Below are 18,348 nucleotides of genomic sequence, written 5' to 3' on the forward strand. Positions count from 1 at the left end.
CCCTCATTGCCCCATCTGCTCCGTTTGCTGGATCAGCGCCCGCATGAAGCACTGCAGGGCGTGAGCCCGCTCCTGTTCATTCCATCCGCGCTCGCGCAATTCCTGAATCAACTTGTGGATCGCCACCTGAGCACTTCCCCACCGCAGCGCAAAGGTGGGATCTTCCCTGAAGCAAGCCTCAAGGCGGCAGTGCAATAGCTCCGCGTATTGCATATTCAACCTGGACCCACGATCGGAACACCGCTCACCGGATCCATCGGGGCGTTGATTCCCTTGCCAACGGCGTAACTGCCGCCGCTCATCCGCATCGGGGTTTTCAGGCTGTGGCGCATCGGCGCTTTTGATCTGGACAGCTCGCGCTGGTTCTCCAGCTCCCAGCCTTCAACGATCGCGCTCCAAGTCCCAGCCGACAACAACGTGGGATCCACTTCCTTCTGTTTACGTGCCATCAGACCCAATTCCAAGCGGGTTGTTCTGTAGCGGTGGCGGGATCCTGAGCCCGTCCCTTCGATCGGAACGTCCACAACACAACACCGCTCAGCAGGAATTGACCTACCCCGCCAGTGCCGCCGCCGCCATCAGGGAGGATCTGCAGCGTCAATGTTGTGCGACTTGCACCTGGCGGCAGCGTGGCGGTGATGCCACTTGGCACAGAAGCAGGGCTACGTCCAACCGTCAAATCAAACTTGAACACATTGGCTAGATCGCCCAGCAATGCGTATTCAACAGATTCGCTAACGCCTGCGCTGTAATTGAACGCAATCGAGGCAAATCCCCTTTTCCCCGCAAATGCGCCATCCACAGCGACAACTTCCAGCAGCAGGTTGCCTGATGTTGGATCTTGCGTAGTGGTTGTCCAATTTGAGCTGTCGGCGATTGTGACGGGCAAGTTGTAGTTAGCCGCGCGGGTGAGCAAATGCTCGCCAGATCCTGCCCCTCCGCCAGATCCGGGACGGATGATCGTCTGGGGGGAATTTATGCGCGGTGCCATATCGACCACGTTGGCTGTGGCTTGAATAAGCCTGGGAGCGGGCACCAATCGGGCGGGTTTGCTCCATTTCCCCGCAGCGTCCAGATACTCCAACTGGAAGCCCTCGGCTCTGGTATCCAGCCAGCTATCCCCTGGAGCCCAATCCGATCCATCGGGTCGCTTCTCAGGGCGCTTGCCAGCACCAGCGATCAGACCCTGGCCCACACGCCCGCGATCGCCCTTGGGACCACGCAGCTGGGACGCGGCAACCTCCAAACCAGCGATGCGCTTGCTGATGGCCTTCGTGGTCTTGGCCAGCATCTCGGCGCTCACCTGATCCAGCCGCTCACGCCCATCCACCAACAGCTGCCCGACGGCTCCAGCGGTCTCAGCAACCTGGCCTTCCACCATCTCCAGGCGGGCATCCGCAGCCGCAGCCACACCATCCACCTGGGCGATCACCGTCTGGCCAGCCGCCTCCACCAGAGCAGCCGCTCCGGCAGCTCGGGCGATCTGCATCGTGCCCTCCAGCACCGCTTCAGGTGTTGCGGTGGCGATGCCCTGCAGTTGGCTCAGCTCACCTTCCAGTGCTGCCACCCGCTGCTCCAACGGAGCGATCAGTTCGGCAGGTTCAGGCATCGGTGGGGCCGTGGCCTCAGCCGCAGCGGCAGCCGCGGCAGCAGCCTCCTCATCGGCGATCCGCTGATCTTCTTTGGCCCACCAGGCCATCAGATCTTTACGGGTGTTGGGGATCGAGACCGGGACCAACCCTTCGCGCAGCAAATCACCGCCATCGGTGAAAACCCTGCGCTTGATCAGCTGAGCGTCATCGCGTGCCATTGATCAAGCCCCCCAGCGGCCGTAGGTGGCCACCATCGAGTTGCGGCGCATCACGTCCTGCTCAGCCAACCGCTCACGCAGCTGCCGCTCCTGCTCCTCAGGGCTGGCAATCGGGTGAGCGTCAAACCACGCGGCAATCGCTGCCTCTTTCTCTGCAGCCAGATCACGCGGGGCAGGGGCCTCAGCACCCCACTTGCCGGCGAGCACCGTGGCCTCGAGCTCAGCGCTCATCACCCCCTGGAATACCTGCGCCGCCTCCGCATCGCCCTGCTCGATCAGCAGCCGTGTCGTGAGCGGCAGCTCATCCCATGACTGCGGCACCGGGGCGCCGGCCGGCAGATACGGGGCAACACGGGCCACAAGGCTTGCTCGAGTGGAAACGTCCACGGGCGATGTATGCGGTTTGATGCCCCAACTTTATCGAGATTGATTCTCAACAGCAATAAAGATCTGCGATGCTGCTTGCGTCCCCGGGCGGCGTTGAGTCACCGCTGCACTGGGTTCAGCCGCGTGCCTTGAGGCCTGCATCCGCGGGCCCCGGGGCCGTGCGCTCCAGCTCCAACAGCTCCAGCACCATCTGCCGCTGCAGATGGAACAGGCTCCGCCCCAGTCCGATCACGGCCAGCGGCAAACACTCCACCGCGATCTCCTGCAACAGCTCAGCGTCGTGCTGCTGAGCAGCCCAGGGGATAGCCATGCAGCGCTGTGGTGACCCTTCAGGGTATGGAGGCCTCAGGCGATCAGCAGGTGGCCCAGCGGCGGGCGGTGCTCTGGCTGCAGTGGTGGTGCTCGGCGATCCATGCCCAGGTGCGGCCCTGCCGGCGCTGCCGGCGAATCCGCTGCCCACGGCTCTCGCTGGCCCAGATCAGGATCAGCGCTGGCAGCAGCAGCAACGCAATCGCCCACGCGGCGATGCAGGTGAATGTGGCCATGGTTGTGACTCGTGAGGCCCGCCGGCGCACTCGGCCTGGCGGGCGTGAATGGGGTGCCGGGCCAACCGGCGGTGCAGCCTTATCCAGGGCCTGTTGAGCTCGGGTTCTACGGGTCGTGTGCTCTGTTCCCCGGGCCGCTCCTCGTGCCGGTCGTGCCGGCGGGGTGCGTGCCGTCCGCCCCATTGCTGGTGATCAGGCGGCGCCCGCGGCGGCCATCTCCTGTTCACTCATCCATCTTACCCCATACGCATAAGGATGCAACAGGGTGATCGGCCCTCACCACCGGTCCCCCCAGCTGCACTCACGCGCCCGCTCCGGGTCCACCTGCGCCATCGCGCTATCTCGGCCACGGCCGGCAGCCGGCCCCCACAACCAACCGCCCATCACCAGGCTCGCCTCGGTCTCAGGCTCCAGCAGGTGGCGGTGGGCCTCCAGCACCATCAGCAGCCGTGACCCCCAGATCACGCTATCGACCGTGAATGAGCCGGCTCTAGCGGCCTGGGCCTAGGCGGTGGCCCAGCGGGGCACAGTGCTGCGGCTGCAGCGCAGGTGATCAGCAATCCGCTGCTGGTCGTCCACCACCCAGGAGGGACTACTGCTGCAGTTGCTGACAGTAATTAAAAAGCTGGAAAGAAGTCCGCGTCGGCACCCCCAAGCGCCGTCTCGCCTCCTTGTAATCAATCAGTCCACTGCCGTATTTGGCGCACGTCTCTTTCTTGCTCTCACAGCCAGCCAGCAATAGCGACGCCAGCACCACCACGCCGAGGACTCTCCTCACGATCGAATAGCTCACTGCTCAGATCAGTCCTATCCGCAAACGGCCGACTTTGCAGCTCCTCTTTGCGAAACGCAGCCTCATACGCATAGGGAGTGCAATGGGGTGATCGGCCCCTGCAGCCCCATACGCACAAGGGTGGTAGAGGGCCGGCCCCCGCCTCACACCAACAACCGGAACCCGCCGCGCTCTCCCCTCTCAATCCCCTTCATCCGCGCTTGCTCCTCCAACCAACGATCCATCGCTCCGCACATCTCCTCCAAATCTCTCCCACCTCCCCACACCTCACTCCCGTCCTCAGCGCGACCACCCACATCCCTCAAATATCCGCCCCACTTCGCCTCCTCACCCTTCCGCAAACCCTTAAACAGCACATTCGGTTGCCGACGACGCTCTGCCCTGATCTGCATCTCACGCTCCGCTACGCCCGGTGCCATCCCGCTTCGCCGCGCCCTCGTAAACAACGCCGCCAACCGCTCATTCAATTCCTTCCATCCGCCCCGATAAACGCTCGGCTCATTCCGCTCGATCCACTTCTTGCACTCACGCAACAACGCAATATCCCCCGCACTAAACCCACCAAACACAATCGCCCCAGGCTCATTCCCCAGCTCCCGCGCATAAGCCGCCAGCAGCTCCTGATACACCCCGCTCACCGCCTCATCCAACGCTGCCTCGTCGAGCTCCAGGCCCTTCTCCATCGCAGCCTCCAACGCCTGTCCCCGCGCTAGCTCCATCAAGCTGCTCAGCTGTGCAATCTCAGCAGCACCCCGGCCCCTCCTCGCTCGCCGCACCCGTTGCTCCACCTTCCGCAGCACTGATTCACCAAACCGCCCACACAACAAACACAACCGCCCCAGCTCGCCCTCCAAGGCCTCCCAATGGGCATCCATCCATGGCTCCAGTAACCCCAGCAACTCCCCCTCGCTCGTGGCCCACACGCTGAAAGAGCTATCCGCCAGCAATGCCACCGCTTGCTCCTCGCTCAACACCTCAAAGCCGGCCCTGAGGCTCTCCACATTCGCCGCCACCGTCGCCGCCGTATGAGCTCGGCTGCCAGTGCCCTGCCCCAGCGCCTCCAGGATCTGCTGCTTCTCTGATGCGGTGGCCTGCCTCAAGGCCTTGATCACTGCGGTCGCGTCGCTCATTGGTTCAGTAACTGCAAACGGGAAATCAGCCGGATCGTTGAGCTCAATCGCTCTGGCCCCAGCCCGCGGCCAACACCGTGATCCAACCCACGCTCCACACGGCTGCGATAGCCCCCTTCCTGCCCCTCAGGCGGCTCAATGCTGGGGATCTGGTACTTGCACCCCAGCTCAATCACCAACGCGTCTGAGGGCATCTCAGGGGGCAGCTGGCAACCGCACTCCAGATGGCCGCATCGCGCCACCCTGAACACCGCGATCGGGCTGCTCGCATGCACCCGGGCCTCGAGCCTGTTCACCTCCTCCACCAAGGCCTGGAGCCTGGCCTTAGGGGGCATCAGCAATCGGGTGGCGGCGCCCATCAGAAGGCCTCCAGATCGGGGTGATCCTGTCCAACAGGGCCGGATCTCTGTCCAATCCGGTCCATTTGGCCACAATCTGCGGCCGCGGCAATCTGGACATCCTGATCAGCACTGGCTTGTTCAGCTCCTTGCGTACCTGTTGGTATTGCCGGTACGCAGGAATCTGGACCCTCCTCGAGCTCCAGATCCAGCACCTCAGCCTCTTGCCCATGAGGGAGCAGGCCTTGGTTGCGCGCCGCATCCTGCAGCTCCTCCAGCCGGGTCTCCAGATCAGCCAGCACCTGCTGCTGCTCCTCCCGGGCCACAAGGTTGGCGTGGGCCTCGAGCACCGTCCGGCAGGCCCCCAGGGCCACGGTCTCGGTCGGGCTGTGGATCAGCTGCTTGAGCCGGCGCGTGGCCAGCGGCAGCATCGACTTGATCTGGCCCTGGCCATCGCCTGAGGAATCCCTCAGCACGATGCTCACCTGCTCATCCCAGGCCGGCAGCTTTCGCCACCGCCAGAGCGTGGCCTGGTTAATGCCGAGGCGTTCCTGGATCTCGGTCTTGGTGAAGCCGTCCAGCGTCATCTGCAGCGCGTTGGCTTGGCGCGGCGTGAGCGGCTTGATCGACATGGCCGGCTGCGGAGCCCTCATGCAACCTTTTGCAAGCGATTCTCATTTGCAGTAAGGCTATCTGTGTTTGCGGCGGGCGTGCCACCGGATGTGTTGGGAACGGTTGCGAGGGGCGGGGTTTTGCCCCATCACAGGGAAGGTTCACGCGGATACACGTTGTCCCATTTCCCATTAAGAGAGAGAGATGGGTTTTGGGACAAGATCGGGCCCGTTTCCAGAGGGGCCGCATTGCGCGCAACTGTTGTCCCATTTCCCATAGCGAGCTTGAGTTTTTTTCCATAGCCGAGCTGGGGACTTTTCCATAGCGGCGTTCAGAAGGGGCAGAGCACGGACTCGAGGAAGGCGGCCCAGGAGAGATCGCCGGCCTGGCGATGAGCGGTGTTGCGCCCTACGCCAGCGAGCTCAGCGACGCGGCGGGTGGTGATGGCATCGGGATCGAAACCTTGGGCGTGGAGTTGCTGAATGGCGGAGATGACGCGTTCGCGTGTGCGGTCTTTCTTGGGTGCTGCGGCCTTGGTGAAGTGAGAGGAGGGGAGTTGGCGGAATGAGGAACCGCCGCCTTTGAGACGCAGGCCGGAGAGATCAACGGAAGTAATCAGGAACAGGAGGAGCATTTCGCCATGGCGGCGAATGGGGCGAAGGCGATGGAGGCCTTGGATGATTTGCTCCCCCATGCGCCCTGCGTACCAATCGCGGAAGGCGGTGGAGTTGAGAGTGGCGTGCGGGTTGCGATGTGAAACCTGAAATTGCGCGAGTGAGGCGGTGAGGTTGGGGGATGGGGCGCCAACCATGGCGAGGGCCTGATCACGCTCATAGGCATTGCTGCCTTGGTTATCGACAAACCAGACACCATGGCCAGCTTCACGGGAGCGGAAGTGCGATTTCTCGAGCACGCCCATGTGGGCATCGGGGTTATCGAGGGTGGTGGCGGTGAACTGTTGAAGGGCGGGGAGGAGCGCTTCAAGGCGGCGCTGTTTATCGGCACCGCGATTGCGACCCATGGGGCCAAGGTCTGGGATCTGGATGATTTGGAGGGTGGCGAGCCCCAGAGATGAGGGTGTGTTGATGGCGAGGGGATTGTGGTGTTCAGCGCCGGGGGCGTCGGATTTGAAGCGGCGGCCGAGATGGAGCGCGCGATTGATGTCTGAGGTAGCGGCCGTGCCATCCAGCACAAGGGAACCAGCAGCGCAGAGGGCAGCTTTGGCGAGGCCGAGGGAAGTGGAGAGGATGGTGATGTTGCCGTTGTCTTGCGCGCTGTAGAAGGCGCGGCTGTGCAGCACGGCTTCAAGGTTTTGCGGTTGCAGCGCAGCGATCAGATCAGGAAGGAGCAGAGGTGAATCGGTCTGGTGCTGCTGCTCGGCATCAGGGGTGATGCCATAAATGCCGGCATCCATGGGGGCGGCCATACCGATCTGCTCGAGGGATGGAGCAGGCGGGAGTGCAGCGAGCAACTGCTGTGGCGTGAGGCCAAATTGCGCCTCAATGGGGTTGAGGGTGGTGGGGAGAGTGGCGAGGGAATCAAAGAGAGCAGTGAGCTGCTGGCCGGCGGGTGTGGCCATGAGCTCGGGGGCGGTGGTGCGGAGGTAGGTGCCCCAAGCCGGGAAGCGATCTAAAGGGATCTGCCTCATGCGTATGGCGGCACTCTCGAGTTGAGGGGCCTCATCAAAGATCAGGTAAGTGCCGGGCCAATCGCGTTTGCCGAGCCACTCCTGCAGGGCCGGGAGGGATTCAACCGAGCAACGGATCAGGCGGTGCTCACCAGATTTGAGCCCGAGGATGAACTCGTGCAGATCTTGGCGATACCTACACCCCATGCGTATTGGGCAGCTCTTGCTGCAGAAGTGCGCGATGGCCTCATTGCTGCCGCCCTGATCACGCAGGCGTTGCAAGTTGCCGCTGTATTGGCAGCTGGGCGGTTCCACCACGGCCTTGTCCGGATCGGAGCGCTTGCGCCGGCGGAGCCGCTGATGACCGTCGATGTTTTCCACCACGAGGCCGTTGTGCCTGGAGGGTGGTGCAGCCCAGCGATGCAGCGCCGGGATGGATGGTGAGCGATAGGTGCTGCTCACATAGATCACGCGATCAATGCCTTGGATCTCGAGCAGGCGCGGGCCGATCTGCGGCACTAGATGCGATTTACCGGTGCCGGGGGTGTTGGTGAGGTGATCCAGGGCCGCCGGGCTGGCGATGCCGCGCTCCTGAGCCCATTGGCGCGCGCTGTAGATCCGGCCGGCCAGGTGATCAGCCAGCAGATCAGCAGCATCACGATCGCCGGTGAGCGCTTGTGAAGAGGCCAGCTGATAGCTGGGGTTGATGGGCCCGCGTTCAATGTCTTCCGCCCCGGCCAGGAGGGCATGGAGCTCCGTTGGGCCATGGGCCACCAACAGATCATCAGAGCCCTTTTCCGGGCCCTGGCGATGAGCGATCGCGACGTTGGAGGCCCCAGCCGCAAACAGATGCTCCACCAGCAAACGGGTAGCGCCATCACGGCGTTGGCGGCCGGCGGTGGTGCTCTCGTAATCAAGGCTGATCACAAACCTGCGGCCCGGGGCAAAAGCCTGTAGATCGGGATGGAGGTGGCGCTGCTTGGGGGGTGGCGGGGTTCCGCCGGCCTGGCGGTGGAAGCCGTAGCCATTGCCAACGCGTGGCTCTGGATCGGCCGGATCAATCGGCGGGGTGCCAGCAAACAGGCCCGGGAGGGCTAGGGCAGGGATTCCTGCAGTGAGCCAGGCGCCGGCCTTCTTGGCGCCCTCATCCAGCACGATCGTGATGCTGGGGTCGGCCTTGATCCGGGCCCAGAACTCTGGATCCGGCATCTGCAGCACCACGATGCGCTCGGGCACACCAAGGGGGTGCTCGTATTTGCGGATGCGGCCGCGTTCACCATCACGCGGGTGATCGGGTTTGAAATGGCCCCAGCCGGCAGCCGTATGGCAGCCATTGAGTGGATCAATGCCCTCGCACCACCAGCCACCGAGCATCAGCTGCTCACGGCTGTGGATCAGCTTGCGGATTTCACCGGTGACGTATTGCTGAGCGTGGCCACCGGCGCGCTCGAGGCGATCACCAAGCAGCTGCTCCAGGACGGAATCACCGGAGAGGCTGGCGACGTTGAGCTGAACGATGGCCGGATCAACGCCGGAATCCTGCTCCCATTCATGGCGATGGGCCGGCAGCAGATCTTCCTGATCAAACCCGATCGGCAGGTGCGGAGAGCGGTGCACAGATCACCCTCCATCGCAGTGGAGGGCAGGGGCCTCCTCGGCCATCAGCGGCGGCCCCCTTTGCGTGCAGGCCGGCGGCGCGGTTCACCAGGGCGGATCGGCAGCGGCCGGATCACGTCATCAGGGCCGCAGTTGCCGGGTTTGTGATGGCAGAGCGCAGCAATGGCACGCGCAGAGCTCAGGGCTTCACGGCTGGCGGTGAGCGCCGCATCGGCATGGCCGTTGCAACAGGTGCCCCAGAGCAGCTGGCGCACTTCCTCGAGGTTGCGGCGGATCTGTTCGCGGTAGGCGATGCCATCCATCAGAACCACCACCCTGCGCTGCTGGATGCGGTGTCATCTGCCAGCACAAGCAGCTGATCCACGCGGGTGCTGATCTTGCGGGTGAAGGTTGGCCAGTGTTCATCCACCAGGGCGCCGGCATTGGCGAGGTGAGTCGCGGGTGATGGTCTGGAGCTGGGGTTGCCGCTGGACTGGCGGCCTCGGGTAGGGTTCACAGTGTCAAAGCGAATTAGCCATGAGGGCTGTGGAGGTGGTGCTCCGCAGCTCTTTTTTGTATTCAGCCGAAGTTGATCACATCCATCGGCGGATCCATCTCCGGCGCACCGGCGCGAATCAGATCACGCACGACGCGACTGGTATCCATCCCTGTAGACATCGACCGGGCCTGAATTGCCGCATACATCGGCTTAGGCAGACGGAAGGTGAAGGTCTGAGATAGGGGCTGGAGAAAGTCGGGATGAACATCGCCGATGGCACCCTGTTGATTGATTGGGCCCGGCATTGAAGTGCATGTGTAGGGCGAACGCTTACAGGCTAGCGATAGTGCTCAGATCCCTTGCAAATACTGGAAAGGGGCCGTGTGGCCCCTTGCAGTGACTCCCTCAAATCACACCCGTTTGAGCTCTGGGTATCCATTCAGTTGATCGAAGAACAGGCGGCCCAGATCAACGGAATCATCCAGCCCGGGCCAATAGAGCACCTCAGCGATCAGGTAGCTGGTGGATGGATCAAACCATTGCACCTTGGCGATTGCTTCACAGCATTCACAGCTGCAAACGGCCATGGCCAGATCGTGATCTTGATCGCCTCCAGGTATCCAGAGACTGATCACAGCTTGCGGGCCGGGGCTGTTGTGCGGATAGGAGCGGAAGGCCCAGCTGGGGCCATCAGGGAGCTCACCTTGCGGTGGATCCACCTTTGGCCAGCCGCGCTGCACCAGCTGCACGGCCAGATCGCTCACGGTGGGGGCATTAGCCATGGCGCATGCCCTCCAGCGCTGCCACCAGCTGATGCCGGTGGGCGTATTTGAGGGCGCGCCCGTTAATGCTGCGCAGGCCTTTTGCTGTTGCTTGGCGCCGCAGTTGCTCCACCGTGAGTGGCCGGGGTGGATGCACGAACAGCAGCAGGGCCAGCAGCAGGCCTGGGGAGAGATCAGCCATGGGCTTCCTCCCGCAGCTGCTGCACCTCCCACTGGATGTAGATCAGGCGGGCCTGATCCAGGGCGGCCTCCAGCCCGGGCCACACCGGAATCTCACCGGCGGTGCCATCACCCATATGCACCTGGCCGTCGTGCACCTCGATGTTGGTGGAACCGAGCTCACCGCTCGGGCCCACCTCCACAAACAGGAAGTAAGCCGTTGGTGGTGCGATCACCAGGATGCTCTCGCGCCCCTCGAGATCGGGTGCGTAGTCGGGATCTTCCAGCGGCTCTGCCGCTGGGCTGCTCTTGGCGAAGGTGAACCAGCAGGGCGGTTCCACCTGGGCGTAATCGCGTGGCCAGCCTTTGGCCACCAGCTCGCTGATCACGTTGGAGAGTTCACTCATGGCGGCCTCCAGCGATTGGCTCGAGATCGGCCCAGGTGTTCAACCCGCCGGTCTCCATCTCAAGCACCATCCGCCGCATGAGGGCCATGTAGCGGCACACGGCGCGATCAAATACCGGCAGCGCCTGATCCAGTGATTCCACGAGATGGAATCGCTGCAGCTCCTGCTCCAGGGGGATCTCCTGGAACATGGGGCCGCCGGCCGGGCCGGATTGCTGCCAGGGGTCGATCAGGCTGCCGCTCCAGGCCTCCCACACCCAGCAGGCAACAGCGCTGCCGCCGAGGGTGACGCCGAAGCCCAAGCCGATAAAGCCCTGGTGCTCGGGGTTGCTCAGGGTCGGGCAAACCTCGAGCTCAACCCTTGCTGTGGTGTCGTGCCATTCCACGGCCCAGCCACATTGGCGAGCATCGGCCGCAATGGCCTCAAGACGTGGATCAGCCATCTGCCAGGCCTCCAGCGAGCACCATGCGTTGCGATGCCGTGAGCTCTTTGGTGAGCGTGTAGGCCCACCCGGCGCGGCCGCAGAAGGCGATGGCGGCAGCGATGGTGTGGCAGGTGCCCACATACAGATCACCAGTGCCGAAGAGGTGCCCCTCCGGCGTGATCACCAGCGGGTGATCCTCATCAACCTGCTGATGCTTCCGTGCCGTGGCCGGGGTGGCCTGCTGCTGGGCCAGGGGCTGCAGGAGATCCCTTGCGGCATTGATCTGGGCCATGGCGGCATCACTGCCACCGGCATCAGGGTGAGCGGCTTTAGCGGCGGCGCGCCAGGCCTGTTGCAGATCCTCCTCAGTGAAGGCTTTGCGGGCCGGCAGGCCGAGCAGCTTGCGTGCTGCGGCGGTGGTGAGCTCAGCCATCACAGCCCTCTTCCTCGAGCACCTGATCCACAGCGGTGTGGATGTCGGCGCAGGTGATGGCGGTGGGGGCCAGCACGGCCATGGCCCCGATCACGCGATCACGCAGGAAGATGTCGGAATCGGCGGTTTCAAACCGGCCGGCCACATGCACGAGATCGCGGGCCGCCTCTTTGAGGCTGGCCATGGCGGTGGTGATTTCGGTGGGGCCCATCAGCCGGCCTCCTGCTGGAGCTGCTGGTGGGCCTGCTCAATCAGCCAGCACACCTGGCCGGAGAGATTGCGGCGGTTGCGGGAGGCGAGCGCCTCGAGCTGAACACCCACCTCGGGCGGGATCTTGATGTTGAGCCGACGGTCCACGTCGGAAGGGGTTTGCGCCATTTGGCTGCTGGTAGGGATCTGCCCTCGTGGTGAGAATGTCGTCCACCAACCAAAGGGGCCGAGCCTGGCTCTCTCTACAGGCCTGAGCCAGGAAGGCGTTGTGGAGGTTGCTGACCCGCAACTGGCGGCCCAGATGGTGCTGGCCAAGGGTGGGGCGGCTGCGCCGCAGCAGCTGGCAGCCCAGGCGGGCTTGCCCAGAGGAGGCCGCCACCAGAGCCTGGGCCAGCAGCAGGGGCAATGGGTTCCCTGCGCGCTTCCAGCTGGGCACCGGCACCAGCAGAGCCCCCTGCACCGCCGAGGCACAGCAGCTGTGCAGGCGAGCGGCCAGGGCCCCGATCAAAGCAGGATCCGGCTTAGGCCGCTGACGTAGCAGCAGGGCCCGCAGCACGCCGCCATAGGGCGCCAAGGCACACCAGAGCAGCGGCTGATCGCCCTGCAAACCACCCTCGGGCAACGCCAGCTGTTTGAGGCATTGGACGCAGAGGGGGGCGGAGCTACTGATCTCACAGGCGTCGCCGCAGGCGCGGCAGCGGGCTGCACTGATCAGATCAAGGCTCTGGCGCCAGAGGGTGGACCACATGGGCCGCAATACCGCTGCTGAGCAGAGCATTCCCCACAGCAGCACGATGGGTCCAAACCGCCTCAGGCTTTGGGCATGGCCCGCAACATCGCCACCAGGGTGCGATGGGCATCGTCGCTGTCGCTGAGGGTGTGATCAAAGGCCACATCAAGCCGCTGGCCATCCACATCGAGCTGCATCGCTTCAGGCCGCACGGCCACCATGCGTGCCTGCTGGGGAGCCTCCACACCGCCGTAATGGCGGGCATACGCCAACACCGCCTCGGCGTGATCGTCGTTCATGTGCTTGCAAATGCGATCGCTAACTGCAGCGGTGAGGGGATCGGCGGCCATGGGCGGCGTCATAAGAAGCTCGAGCGATTCTGGGGGCTCAGGCCACACCGAAGCGCTGCCAAAGCAGCAGGGCCAGTCGAATGCCGGAAAAGCTCACGTAGCCGGCCAGCACCACAAACAGGGCCATGGCCAACCATTCGCGCAGGCGGGAGTTCATCGTGCAGCCACAGCGGAGAGAGCCAGTTTGGCCATGCCTAGGGCTGCGCTGCACTGGGGCCGGTTGTGCACGGGCCGCTGCAGCAGGCGCTGGCGGATCGCCCGCCACTGGGGATTGCGGGCTCCGCCCCCCAGGCTGATCACCCGCTGCACCGGCGGCGCCCCCAACTGCTCCAGCCGCTGCCAGCCTTCGCGCTCGATCGCGGCCAGCCCCTCAAGCAACCCCTGCAGATAGCGGGCATCGCTCACCGGCCGGGGCTCGAGCACCGGCTCAAGCATTGGATCGTCGATCGGGAAGCGTTCCCCACGCCGAGGCAGGGGCCGCAGCTGCAGGCCACTGCTGCGGCGGGGATCGATCTGGCGACTGAGCTCCGCCAGCTGCCCATCACTGAAGAAGCGGCGCAACACCCCAGCGCCCGCATTAGAGGCTCCGCCCACCAGCCAGCGGCCCGCCACCCGCTGGCAGCTCAAGCCAGGCCCCTGCAAGGGCTGATCGCTGAACTGCTTCAGCACCAGGGTGGTGCCGAGCACAGTGGCCCCATCTCCCGGCTGCAAATCGGCGGCCAGGGCAGCAGCGCTGGCGTCGGTACTGCCAGCCACCACCTGGCTCTCCGCGGGTAGGCCCAGAGCCTCAGCAGCGATCGGCCCCAGCGGGCCCATGGGCTGGCCGGAGCGACAAATCCGCGGCAACGCCCCGCTCCAAGGCTGCTGTGTCAGATCGCCCAGCCACACGCTCGTCACTTGATCCCAGCCGAGGCGGAGGTTGTTGCCTTCCTCCCCCCAGCTCCAATCCCCCAACAGACATCCCATCAGCCAATCGGCCTGATGGCGCAGCCACCAGGGGCCAGGCTCTCCGCCGGAGCGGGCCAGCTCCAACAGGTGCAAGGCGCGGGCCAAGCTGCCACTGGCACTGGCAGCGGGAGTTTGAGCGGCCTCTACACCCACGAGAGCCGCAGCGGTTGCGGCCTGCTCCGGGCAGGCCAGGTGATACGGCAGAGCCCGCGCCAAGGGCGCCGGCCCAAGGGCGCCATCGGGCCGGCAGAGCAGCACAGTGCCGGAGGTGCCGTCGATGGCGATAGCCGCTACAGCGGCCCTAACCTCCTCAGGCAGCTGGGCGCAAAGGGCAATCAGGCCTTCACGCCAGCCGAGCGGATCTTCAAACCTGGTTGGGTAGTCAGCACTGCATTCGGCCTGCAACTGACCGTTGGCATCCACCACGGCCAGCCGCAGGCCACTGGTGCCCAGGTCGATGCCCAGGCCCAGCGGATCAGACAGCAACGCGGCTGGCGGTGGCCTGCTTCAGAGTGGCGGCGATCGCGTCCACGTTCTCCCAGGGGAGATTGAGATCGCTACGGCCGAAGTGGCCGTAGGCCGCCACGTCTTGATAGAAGCGCCCACCGCGCTGCTGAGGCAGCTGACGCAAACCAAAGGTTTCGATGATCGCGCCCGGGCGCAGGTCGAAGTGCTCTTGCACCAACGCAGTGAGATCGGCGTTGCTGATAGCACCGGTACCGAAGCTCTCCACCAGGATGCTCACCGGCTTGGCCACACCGATGGCATAGCTGAGCTGAACTTCAGCCTTGCGGGCCAGGCCAGCGGCCACCAGGGCCTTGGCTACATAGCGGGCGGCATAGGCGGCGGAACGATCCACCTTGGTGGGGTCTTTCCCGGAGAAGGCGCCGCCGCCATGGCGGGCATAGCCACCGTAGGTATCCACGATGATCTTGCGGCCGGTGAGGCCGGCATCGCCCTGGGGGCCGCCCACCACGAATTTGCCGGTGGGGTTCACCAGGAAGCGGGTGATCTCTTTGGAGGGCTTGAGACTCAGATCCGAGGTGGCGGGCTCCACCACATGGATCCACAGGTCGGCGGCGATGCGCTCACGCATGGCCTTGTCCTCTGAGATGCCATCGATCTCTGCGGTGTGCTGGGTAGAGATCAGGATGGTGTCGATCGCCACGGGCTGATCGTTCTCGTACACCACGCTCACCTGGGTTTTGCCGTCAGGCAGCAGGTAGCCCAAGGTGCCGTTGTGGCGAACCTCTGCCAGACGCCGAGCCAGCCGGTGGGCCAGGCTGATCGGCAGTGGCATCAGCTCCGGCGTTTCATCGCAGGCGTAGCCAAACATGATGCCCTGGTCGCCCGCACCCACCAGATCGAGGGGATCACCGGCGTGGTCATCGGCCTCATTGACCCCCTGGGCGATATCGGGAGACTGCTGATCGAGCGCCACCAGCACGGCGCAGCTGTGGGCATCGAAACCACCGGCGCGGGCACCGCTGTAGCCGATCTGCTCGATCACATTGCGTACCAGGGTATTGAAATCAACCCGGGCGGTGGTGGTCACTTCGCCAGTGATCAGGCAGAGGCCCGTGTTCACAACGGTTTCGCAAGCCACCCGCGAGGCCGGATCTTGAGCCAGCAGCGCATCGAGCACTGCATCGCTCACCTGATCACAGATCTTGTCGGGATGGCCCTCGGTCACCGATTCAGAGGTGAACACGTAGCGCGATGGCGCCCCGGCGGTGCTGCTCATTCGCTCAGGTCGGTAGCAAATAGCTTTCCACCCTAGGGGCCAACCAAGCTGAGCTCCTGCCAGTGATGGATCAACGGATGGGGCTCAGCCAGCGGGGGCGGGGTGCTCCAGGCCGCGGTGTAGCCGAGGGCAAGCTGATGGGGAATACCCGCCGCAACAGCCATCTGCAGATCACTGTTGGCATCGCCAATCAGGGCGCAGCGGGCGGCCGCCACTCCCAACTGTTCGCAGAGACCATGCACAGCCGCGGGATCCGGCTTGCGCGGGCGGTGTTCGGCGCTCCAAAGACCCGCGAAAAAGCCACCCAAATGGTGGCTAGCCAGGAAATGCTCGATGCCAGCCATGTCGTCGTTGCTGATCACGGCGCACACCACACCGGCAGCCTGCAGCTGCTCGAGCATCGGCCGCAGCCCATGGGTGGTGGTGCTGGTGGTGCCAGGGTTGTCGCTCTGATCCACGCGGCGACGCGCATCCAGCTGATCGGCCTGGGCAAACACCTGCTCGCTCAGGGCCAGGGCCTCAGGCCATCCCATCCCCACCTGCACCAAGGCGGTGGCCGTGGCGATCAAGTTGTGGTCACGGCTGGCGACGGCCGTAATCCCTGCTGGGCAGATCGCATCGGCGCCCAGGCCATAAGCACGCTCGAGCAGCTGTTGAAGCTCCTGTTGGGCGAGCGGAGCGAGGCAGAGCGCAGCCTGTTCCAGGCATAGAAAAACCCTGGCCTTAGCCAGGGTGAGGAGCTGGGGTTCGCTGATGCTGAGGGTGCCGTCTTTGTCGAACAGCACCGCATCCACATCGCCGAGGCCCGTGCCGCGTAGTTGCAGGCACACCATGAGGAATCAGTCGAGAGTGACACCCATGGGCTCATTATCTTCGGCCTGCTCGAGCAGCATCTGCTTGTAGCGAGCAGCCATCTCCTCGGCTTTTTCGAACACCTTCTGGGGATCGGTGAGCATGTCGCCGGGCTCGGGCTCGAGCGCCTTGGTGGACAGGGAGATACGACCGCGCTCGGCGTCGAGGTCGATGATCATCACCTTCATTTGATCGTTCACATTGAGCACCGTGTGGGGTGTCTCGATGTGCTCATGGCTGATCTCGGAGATGTGCAGCAGGCCGCTCACACCACCGATATCGATGAAGGCGCCGTAGGGCTTGATGCCGCGAACGGTACCGAGCACCACCTCGCCCACTTCCAGGCGATTCATCTTGCGCTCCACCAGGGCGCGGCGATGGCTGAGCACCAGGCGATTGCGCTCTTCGTCCACCTCCAGGAATTTGAGGGGAAGGAAATCAGCAACGAGCTCTTCCTTGGGCTTGCGGGTACTGATGTGGCTGCCGGGGATAAAGCCGCGCAGACCTTCCACCCGCACCAAGGCACCACCACGGTTGGTGGCAAACACTTCGCTGTAGATGGTGGCGTCTTCCTTCTGCAGCTGACGAACCCGCTCCCAGGCACGCTGGTACTCGATGCGACGGATCGAAAGGGTGAGCTGACCGTCTTCGTTTTCTTCGCTGAGGATGAAGAATTCGCGCTCTTCACCGGGCTCGAGCACATCGGCGATGCCCTCCACCCGGTTGATCGACACCTCCTGCATCGGCATGAAGGCGGCGGTCTTGGCGCCGATGTCGATCATCGCGCCTTTCGACTCGATGGCGAACACGGTGCCCTTCACCACGTCGCCAGGCTTGAAGTTGTAGTCGTACTTGCTCAGCAGCGACGCGAACTCATCCAGCGTGAAACCCACACCATCGAGATCCCGAGCCACAGCACGGCTGGAGGGGTCATCGGCACTGGGCACCTCTTCCGGAATGCCGAGGTCGAGCTCGGCGGCTGCATCAGCAGCAAAGTCCTGGTCCACGGCGAGCTCCTGCTCGCTTGTGGTGAGATCGGAAGGGGTCACGGTCATGGAGAGTCGGCGGCCTGCCGGTGGCAGTACGAGAGGACCTCTGTCGCCGCCCGCCAGCGGACGAAGAGGAATCTCACACTATACAAAGCGCTAAGACAGGCCCTAGGGATCCCGCCCTTCAGCCCACCACAGCGAGGTGTTTCCCAGAGCCACGGCGTTCGCCACCTGTTTTCAAGCCTTCCAGGGTGGCCACAAAATCACTCACGCTCTGGAATTGGCGATACACCGACGCGAAGCGCACATACGCCACATCACTCATGCCGGCCAACTGCTGCAGCACCAGCTCACCGATCTCACCGCTGCCAACCTCTCGACCACTACGACCCTGAAGCTGCAGCTCGAGCTCATCAACAACGGCTTCGAGGCGACTGGGCTCGAGGCCTGTTTTTTCGCAGGCGCGAATCAAACCGTGCAGCAATTTGCTGCGATTAAAAGCTTCGCGCGTGCCATTTCGCTTCACCACCGTGATGGGAACGGTTTCCACCCGCTCATAGGTGGTGAAGCGAAATTCACAGTGCAGGCATTCGCGGCGGCGGCGCACACTACGGCCTGAATCAGCCGAACGCGATTCCAGAACGCGGCTGTCGGTGTGCTGGCACGAGGGGCACTGCATGGCCCGAAAATCCGCCGGAAGTATGAAACAAGTGTAGACAACCTTCGGCCACTTGAGAAGGGAGTCGGAGCCATGGGTTTTGCTGTGCGATCGCGCCAAACCGTGGCGAACACGTGAGACTGACCTCCTCCAACAGCCCGAAATCAACAAAAAACCCCCGCCAAGGCGGGGGTTGGTCGTCTCTCGAAGGAGAGCCATCACTTTCCGATCTTCGGGGGATCGCGGAAGGCAATCGCGAAGAACAGGGTGGAAATGGCCAACGCCAGGATGAGGATGTAAGCGAAGCTTTCCATGGATGAACCTC

28 protein-coding genes are annotated in these 18,348 nt (G+C 63.9%); all 28 read right to left on the reverse strand.

The features are described from left to right. Nucleotides 1-3: 3 nt before the first annotated feature. On the reverse strand, nt 4-195 hold the full coding sequence (locus KJJ24_RS09740; protein ID WP_214338357.1) for a hypothetical protein: 192 nt from the start codon (nt 193-195) through the stop codon (nt 4-6). Between the two features lie 20 nt (nt 196-215). Further along, on the reverse strand, nt 216-449 hold the full coding sequence (locus KJJ24_RS09745) for a hypothetical protein (RefSeq protein WP_214338358.1): 234 nt from the start codon (nt 447-449) through the stop codon (nt 216-218). After that, nucleotides 449-1,810, reverse strand: coding sequence for a hypothetical protein (locus KJJ24_RS09750; RefSeq protein ID WP_214338359.1), 1,362 nt, complete (start codon nt 1,808-1,810; stop codon nt 449-451). Before KJJ24_RS09750 ends, KJJ24_RS09745 begins: the two co-directional genes overlap by 1 nt. Before the next feature lie 3 nt (nt 1,811-1,813). Continuing rightward, entirely contained in the window at nt 1,814-2,197 is a 384-nt protein-coding gene (locus tag KJJ24_RS09755; protein WP_214338361.1) for a hypothetical protein, read from the reverse strand. Between the two features lie 115 nt (nt 2,198-2,312). After that, entirely contained in the window at nt 2,313-2,507 is a 195-nt protein-coding gene (locus KJJ24_RS09760) for a hypothetical protein (protein ID WP_214338363.1), read from the reverse strand. A 43-nt stretch (nt 2,508-2,550) separates the two neighbouring features. Continuing rightward, nucleotides 2,551-2,742 (reverse strand): hypothetical protein, encoded by a 192-nt coding sequence (locus tag KJJ24_RS09765; protein WP_214338364.1) that lies wholly within the window; start codon nt 2,740-2,742, stop codon nt 2,551-2,553. 276 nt (nt 2,743-3,018) lie between these two features. Further along, on the reverse strand, nt 3,019-3,180 hold the full coding sequence (locus KJJ24_RS09770; protein ID WP_214338366.1) for a hypothetical protein: 162 nt from the start codon (nt 3,178-3,180) through the stop codon (nt 3,019-3,021). Nucleotides 3,181-3,334: 154 nt separating this feature from the next. Continuing rightward, the gene (locus KJJ24_RS09775) at nt 3,335-3,535 is read right to left on the reverse strand and encodes a hypothetical protein (RefSeq protein WP_214338368.1); all 201 of its coding nucleotides are present in this window, start codon (nt 3,533-3,535) and stop codon (nt 3,335-3,337) included. A gap of 143 nt (nt 3,536-3,678) precedes the next feature. Continuing rightward, nucleotides 3,679-4,665: a hypothetical protein gene (locus tag KJJ24_RS09780; protein WP_214338370.1), complete on the reverse strand. Its 987-nt coding sequence runs from the start codon at nt 4,663-4,665 to the stop codon at nt 3,679-3,681. Next, complete coding sequence (locus KJJ24_RS09785) at nt 4,662-5,024, reverse strand: hypothetical protein (RefSeq protein ID WP_214338372.1); 363 nt, start codon at nt 5,022-5,024, stop codon at nt 4,662-4,664. The genes KJJ24_RS09780 and KJJ24_RS09785 overlap by 4 nt, the downstream gene beginning before the upstream one ends. Further along, on the reverse strand, nt 5,024-5,635 hold the full coding sequence (locus KJJ24_RS09790) for a helix-turn-helix domain-containing protein (protein WP_214338374.1): 612 nt from the start codon (nt 5,633-5,635) through the stop codon (nt 5,024-5,026). Before KJJ24_RS09790 ends, KJJ24_RS09785 begins: the two co-directional genes overlap by 1 nt. Before the next feature lie 311 nt (nt 5,636-5,946). Next, nucleotides 5,947-8,859, reverse strand: coding sequence for a DUF3854 domain-containing protein (locus KJJ24_RS09795; protein WP_214338376.1), 2,913 nt, complete (start codon nt 8,857-8,859; stop codon nt 5,947-5,949). Between the two features lie 44 nt (nt 8,860-8,903). After that, on the reverse strand, nt 8,904-9,173 hold the full coding sequence (locus KJJ24_RS09800) for a hypothetical protein (protein ID WP_214338378.1): 270 nt from the start codon (nt 9,171-9,173) through the stop codon (nt 8,904-8,906). A 244-nt stretch (nt 9,174-9,417) separates the two neighbouring features. After that, the gene (locus KJJ24_RS09805) at nt 9,418-9,642 is read right to left on the reverse strand and encodes a hypothetical protein (protein WP_214338380.1); all 225 of its coding nucleotides are present in this window, start codon (nt 9,640-9,642) and stop codon (nt 9,418-9,420) included. A gap of 105 nt (nt 9,643-9,747) precedes the next feature. Next, nucleotides 9,748-10,119: a hypothetical protein gene (locus KJJ24_RS09810; protein WP_214338381.1), complete on the reverse strand. Its 372-nt coding sequence runs from the start codon at nt 10,117-10,119 to the stop codon at nt 9,748-9,750. After that, nucleotides 10,112-10,300 carry a hypothetical protein gene (locus tag KJJ24_RS09815; protein ID WP_214338382.1) on the reverse strand — a complete coding sequence of 63 codons (189 nt, stop codon included), beginning with the start codon at nt 10,298-10,300 and terminating at the stop codon, nt 10,112-10,114. Before KJJ24_RS09815 ends, KJJ24_RS09810 begins: the two co-directional genes overlap by 8 nt. Beyond that, nucleotides 10,293-10,685 (reverse strand): hypothetical protein, encoded by a 393-nt coding sequence (locus KJJ24_RS09820; RefSeq protein WP_214338383.1) that lies wholly within the window; start codon nt 10,683-10,685, stop codon nt 10,293-10,295. Before KJJ24_RS09820 ends, KJJ24_RS09815 begins: the two co-directional genes overlap by 8 nt. Beyond that, nucleotides 10,678-11,127 (reverse strand): hypothetical protein, encoded by a 450-nt coding sequence (locus tag KJJ24_RS09825; RefSeq protein ID WP_214338384.1) that lies wholly within the window; start codon nt 11,125-11,127, stop codon nt 10,678-10,680. Before KJJ24_RS09825 ends, KJJ24_RS09820 begins: the two co-directional genes overlap by 8 nt. Further along, the gene (locus KJJ24_RS09830; protein WP_214338385.1) at nt 11,120-11,542 is read right to left on the reverse strand and encodes a hypothetical protein; all 423 of its coding nucleotides are present in this window, start codon (nt 11,540-11,542) and stop codon (nt 11,120-11,122) included. Before KJJ24_RS09830 ends, KJJ24_RS09825 begins: the two co-directional genes overlap by 8 nt. Further along, nucleotides 11,535-11,753, reverse strand: a complete 219-nt coding sequence (locus KJJ24_RS09835; protein ID WP_214338386.1) for a hypothetical protein — start codon at nt 11,751-11,753, stop codon at nt 11,535-11,537. The genes KJJ24_RS09830 and KJJ24_RS09835 overlap by 8 nt, the downstream gene beginning before the upstream one ends. Nucleotides 11,754-11,789: 36 nt before the next feature. Beyond that, complete coding sequence (locus tag KJJ24_RS09840) at nt 11,790-12,500, reverse strand: ComF family protein (RefSeq protein WP_214338388.1); 711 nt, start codon at nt 12,498-12,500, stop codon at nt 11,790-11,792. Nucleotides 12,501-12,562: 62 nt separating this feature from the next. Continuing rightward, nucleotides 12,563-12,832 carry a DUF2470 domain-containing protein gene (locus KJJ24_RS09845; protein WP_214338389.1) on the reverse strand — a complete coding sequence of 90 codons (270 nt, stop codon included), beginning with the start codon at nt 12,830-12,832 and terminating at the stop codon, nt 12,563-12,565. A gap of 153 nt (nt 12,833-12,985) precedes the next feature. Next, nucleotides 12,986-14,266 carry an FGGY-family carbohydrate kinase gene (locus KJJ24_RS09850; RefSeq protein ID WP_214338391.1) on the reverse strand — a complete coding sequence of 427 codons (1,281 nt, stop codon included), beginning with the start codon at nt 14,264-14,266 and terminating at the stop codon, nt 12,986-12,988. Further along, the gene (gene metK, locus KJJ24_RS09855) at nt 14,256-15,524 is read right to left on the reverse strand and encodes a methionine adenosyltransferase (protein WP_214338393.1); all 1,269 of its coding nucleotides are present in this window, start codon (nt 15,522-15,524) and stop codon (nt 14,256-14,258) included. The genes KJJ24_RS09850 and metK overlap by 11 nt, the downstream gene beginning before the upstream one ends. Before the next feature lie 32 nt (nt 15,525-15,556). Next, complete coding sequence (locus KJJ24_RS09860; RefSeq protein ID WP_214338395.1) at nt 15,557-16,357, reverse strand: HAD family hydrolase; 801 nt, start codon at nt 16,355-16,357, stop codon at nt 15,557-15,559. Nucleotides 16,358-16,363: 6 nt separating this feature from the next. Further along, nucleotides 16,364-17,431 (reverse strand): 30S ribosomal protein S1, encoded by a 1,068-nt coding sequence (locus KJJ24_RS09865; RefSeq protein ID WP_214338397.1) that lies wholly within the window; start codon nt 17,429-17,431, stop codon nt 16,364-16,366. Nucleotides 17,432-17,549: 118 nt separating this feature from the next. Further along, the gene (nrdR, locus tag KJJ24_RS09870; RefSeq protein WP_214338399.1) at nt 17,550-18,044 is read right to left on the reverse strand and encodes a transcriptional regulator NrdR; all 495 of its coding nucleotides are present in this window, start codon (nt 18,042-18,044) and stop codon (nt 17,550-17,552) included. Nucleotides 18,045-18,241: 197 nt separating this feature from the next. Next, complete coding sequence (locus KJJ24_RS09875) at nt 18,242-18,337, reverse strand: photosystem II reaction center protein T (protein WP_010314684.1); 96 nt, start codon at nt 18,335-18,337, stop codon at nt 18,242-18,244. Nucleotides 18,338-18,348: the final 11 nt, after the last annotated feature.

This window comes from Synechococcus sp. LA31 (assembly GCF_018502385.1).
Taxonomy (GTDB): domain Bacteria; phylum Cyanobacteriota; class Cyanobacteriia; order PCC-6307; family Cyanobiaceae; genus Vulcanococcus.

Excerpts from the sequence above, each read along its gene's own strand:
- KJJ24_RS09745 (WP_214338358.1), bottom strand. The coding sequence starts at position 449 with ATGGCACGTAAACAGAAGGAAGTGGATCCCACGTTGTTGTCGGCTGGG.
- KJJ24_RS09750 (WP_214338359.1), bottom strand. The coding sequence starts at position 1,810 with ATGGCACGCGATGACGCTCAGCTGATCAAGCGCAGGGTTTTCACCGAT.
- KJJ24_RS09760 (WP_214338363.1), bottom strand. The coding sequence starts at position 2,507 with ATGGCTATCCCCTGGGCTGCTCAGCAGCACGACGCTGAGCTGTTGCAG.
- KJJ24_RS09765 (WP_214338364.1), bottom strand. The coding sequence starts at position 2,742 with ATGGCCACATTCACCTGCATCGCCGCGTGGGCGATTGCGTTGCTGCTG.
- KJJ24_RS09780 (WP_214338370.1), bottom strand. The coding sequence starts at position 4,665 with ATGAGCGACGCGACCGCAGTGATCAAGGCCTTGAGGCAGGCCACCGCA.
- KJJ24_RS09785 (WP_214338372.1), bottom strand. The coding sequence starts at position 5,024 with ATGGGCGCCGCCACCCGATTGCTGATGCCCCCTAAGGCCAGGCTCCAG.
- KJJ24_RS09790 (WP_214338374.1), bottom strand. The coding sequence starts at position 5,635 with ATGTCGATCAAGCCGCTCACGCCGCGCCAAGCCAACGCGCTGCAGATG.
- KJJ24_RS09805 (WP_214338380.1), bottom strand. The coding sequence starts at position 9,642 with ATGCCGGGCCCAATCAATCAACAGGGTGCCATCGGCGATGTTCATCCC.
- KJJ24_RS09810 (WP_214338381.1), bottom strand. The coding sequence starts at position 10,119 with ATGGCTAATGCCCCCACCGTGAGCGATCTGGCCGTGCAGCTGGTGCAG.
- KJJ24_RS09815 (WP_214338382.1), bottom strand. The coding sequence starts at position 10,300 with ATGGCTGATCTCTCCCCAGGCCTGCTGCTGGCCCTGCTGCTGTTCGTG.
- KJJ24_RS09820 (WP_214338383.1), bottom strand. The coding sequence starts at position 10,685 with ATGAGTGAACTCTCCAACGTGATCAGCGAGCTGGTGGCCAAAGGCTGG.
- KJJ24_RS09825 (WP_214338384.1), bottom strand. The coding sequence starts at position 11,127 with ATGGCTGATCCACGTCTTGAGGCCATTGCGGCCGATGCTCGCCAATGT.
- KJJ24_RS09830 (WP_214338385.1), bottom strand. The coding sequence starts at position 11,542 with ATGGCTGAGCTCACCACCGCCGCAGCACGCAAGCTGCTCGGCCTGCCG.
- KJJ24_RS09835 (WP_214338386.1), bottom strand. The coding sequence starts at position 11,753 with ATGGGCCCCACCGAAATCACCACCGCCATGGCCAGCCTCAAAGAGGCG.
- KJJ24_RS09840 (WP_214338388.1), bottom strand. The coding sequence starts at position 12,500 with ATGTGGTCCACCCTCTGGCGCCAGAGCCTTGATCTGATCAGTGCAGCC.
- KJJ24_RS09845 (WP_214338389.1), bottom strand. The coding sequence starts at position 12,832 with ATGGCCGCCGATCCCCTCACCGCTGCAGTTAGCGATCGCATTTGCAAG.
- metK (WP_214338393.1), bottom strand. The coding sequence starts at position 15,524 with ATGAGCAGCACCGCCGGGGCGCCATCGCGCTACGTGTTCACCTCTGAA.
- KJJ24_RS09860 (WP_214338395.1), bottom strand. The coding sequence starts at position 16,357 with ATGGTGTGCCTGCAACTACGCGGCACGGGCCTCGGCGATGTGGATGCG.
- KJJ24_RS09865 (WP_214338397.1), bottom strand. The coding sequence starts at position 17,431 with ATGACCGTGACCCCTTCCGATCTCACCACAAGCGAGCAGGAGCTCGCC.
- nrdR (WP_214338399.1), bottom strand. The coding sequence starts at position 18,044 with ATGCAGTGCCCCTCGTGCCAGCACACCGACAGCCGCGTTCTGGAATCG.
- KJJ24_RS09875 (WP_010314684.1), bottom strand. The coding sequence starts at position 18,337 with ATGGAAAGCTTCGCTTACATCCTCATCCTGGCGTTGGCCATTTCCACC.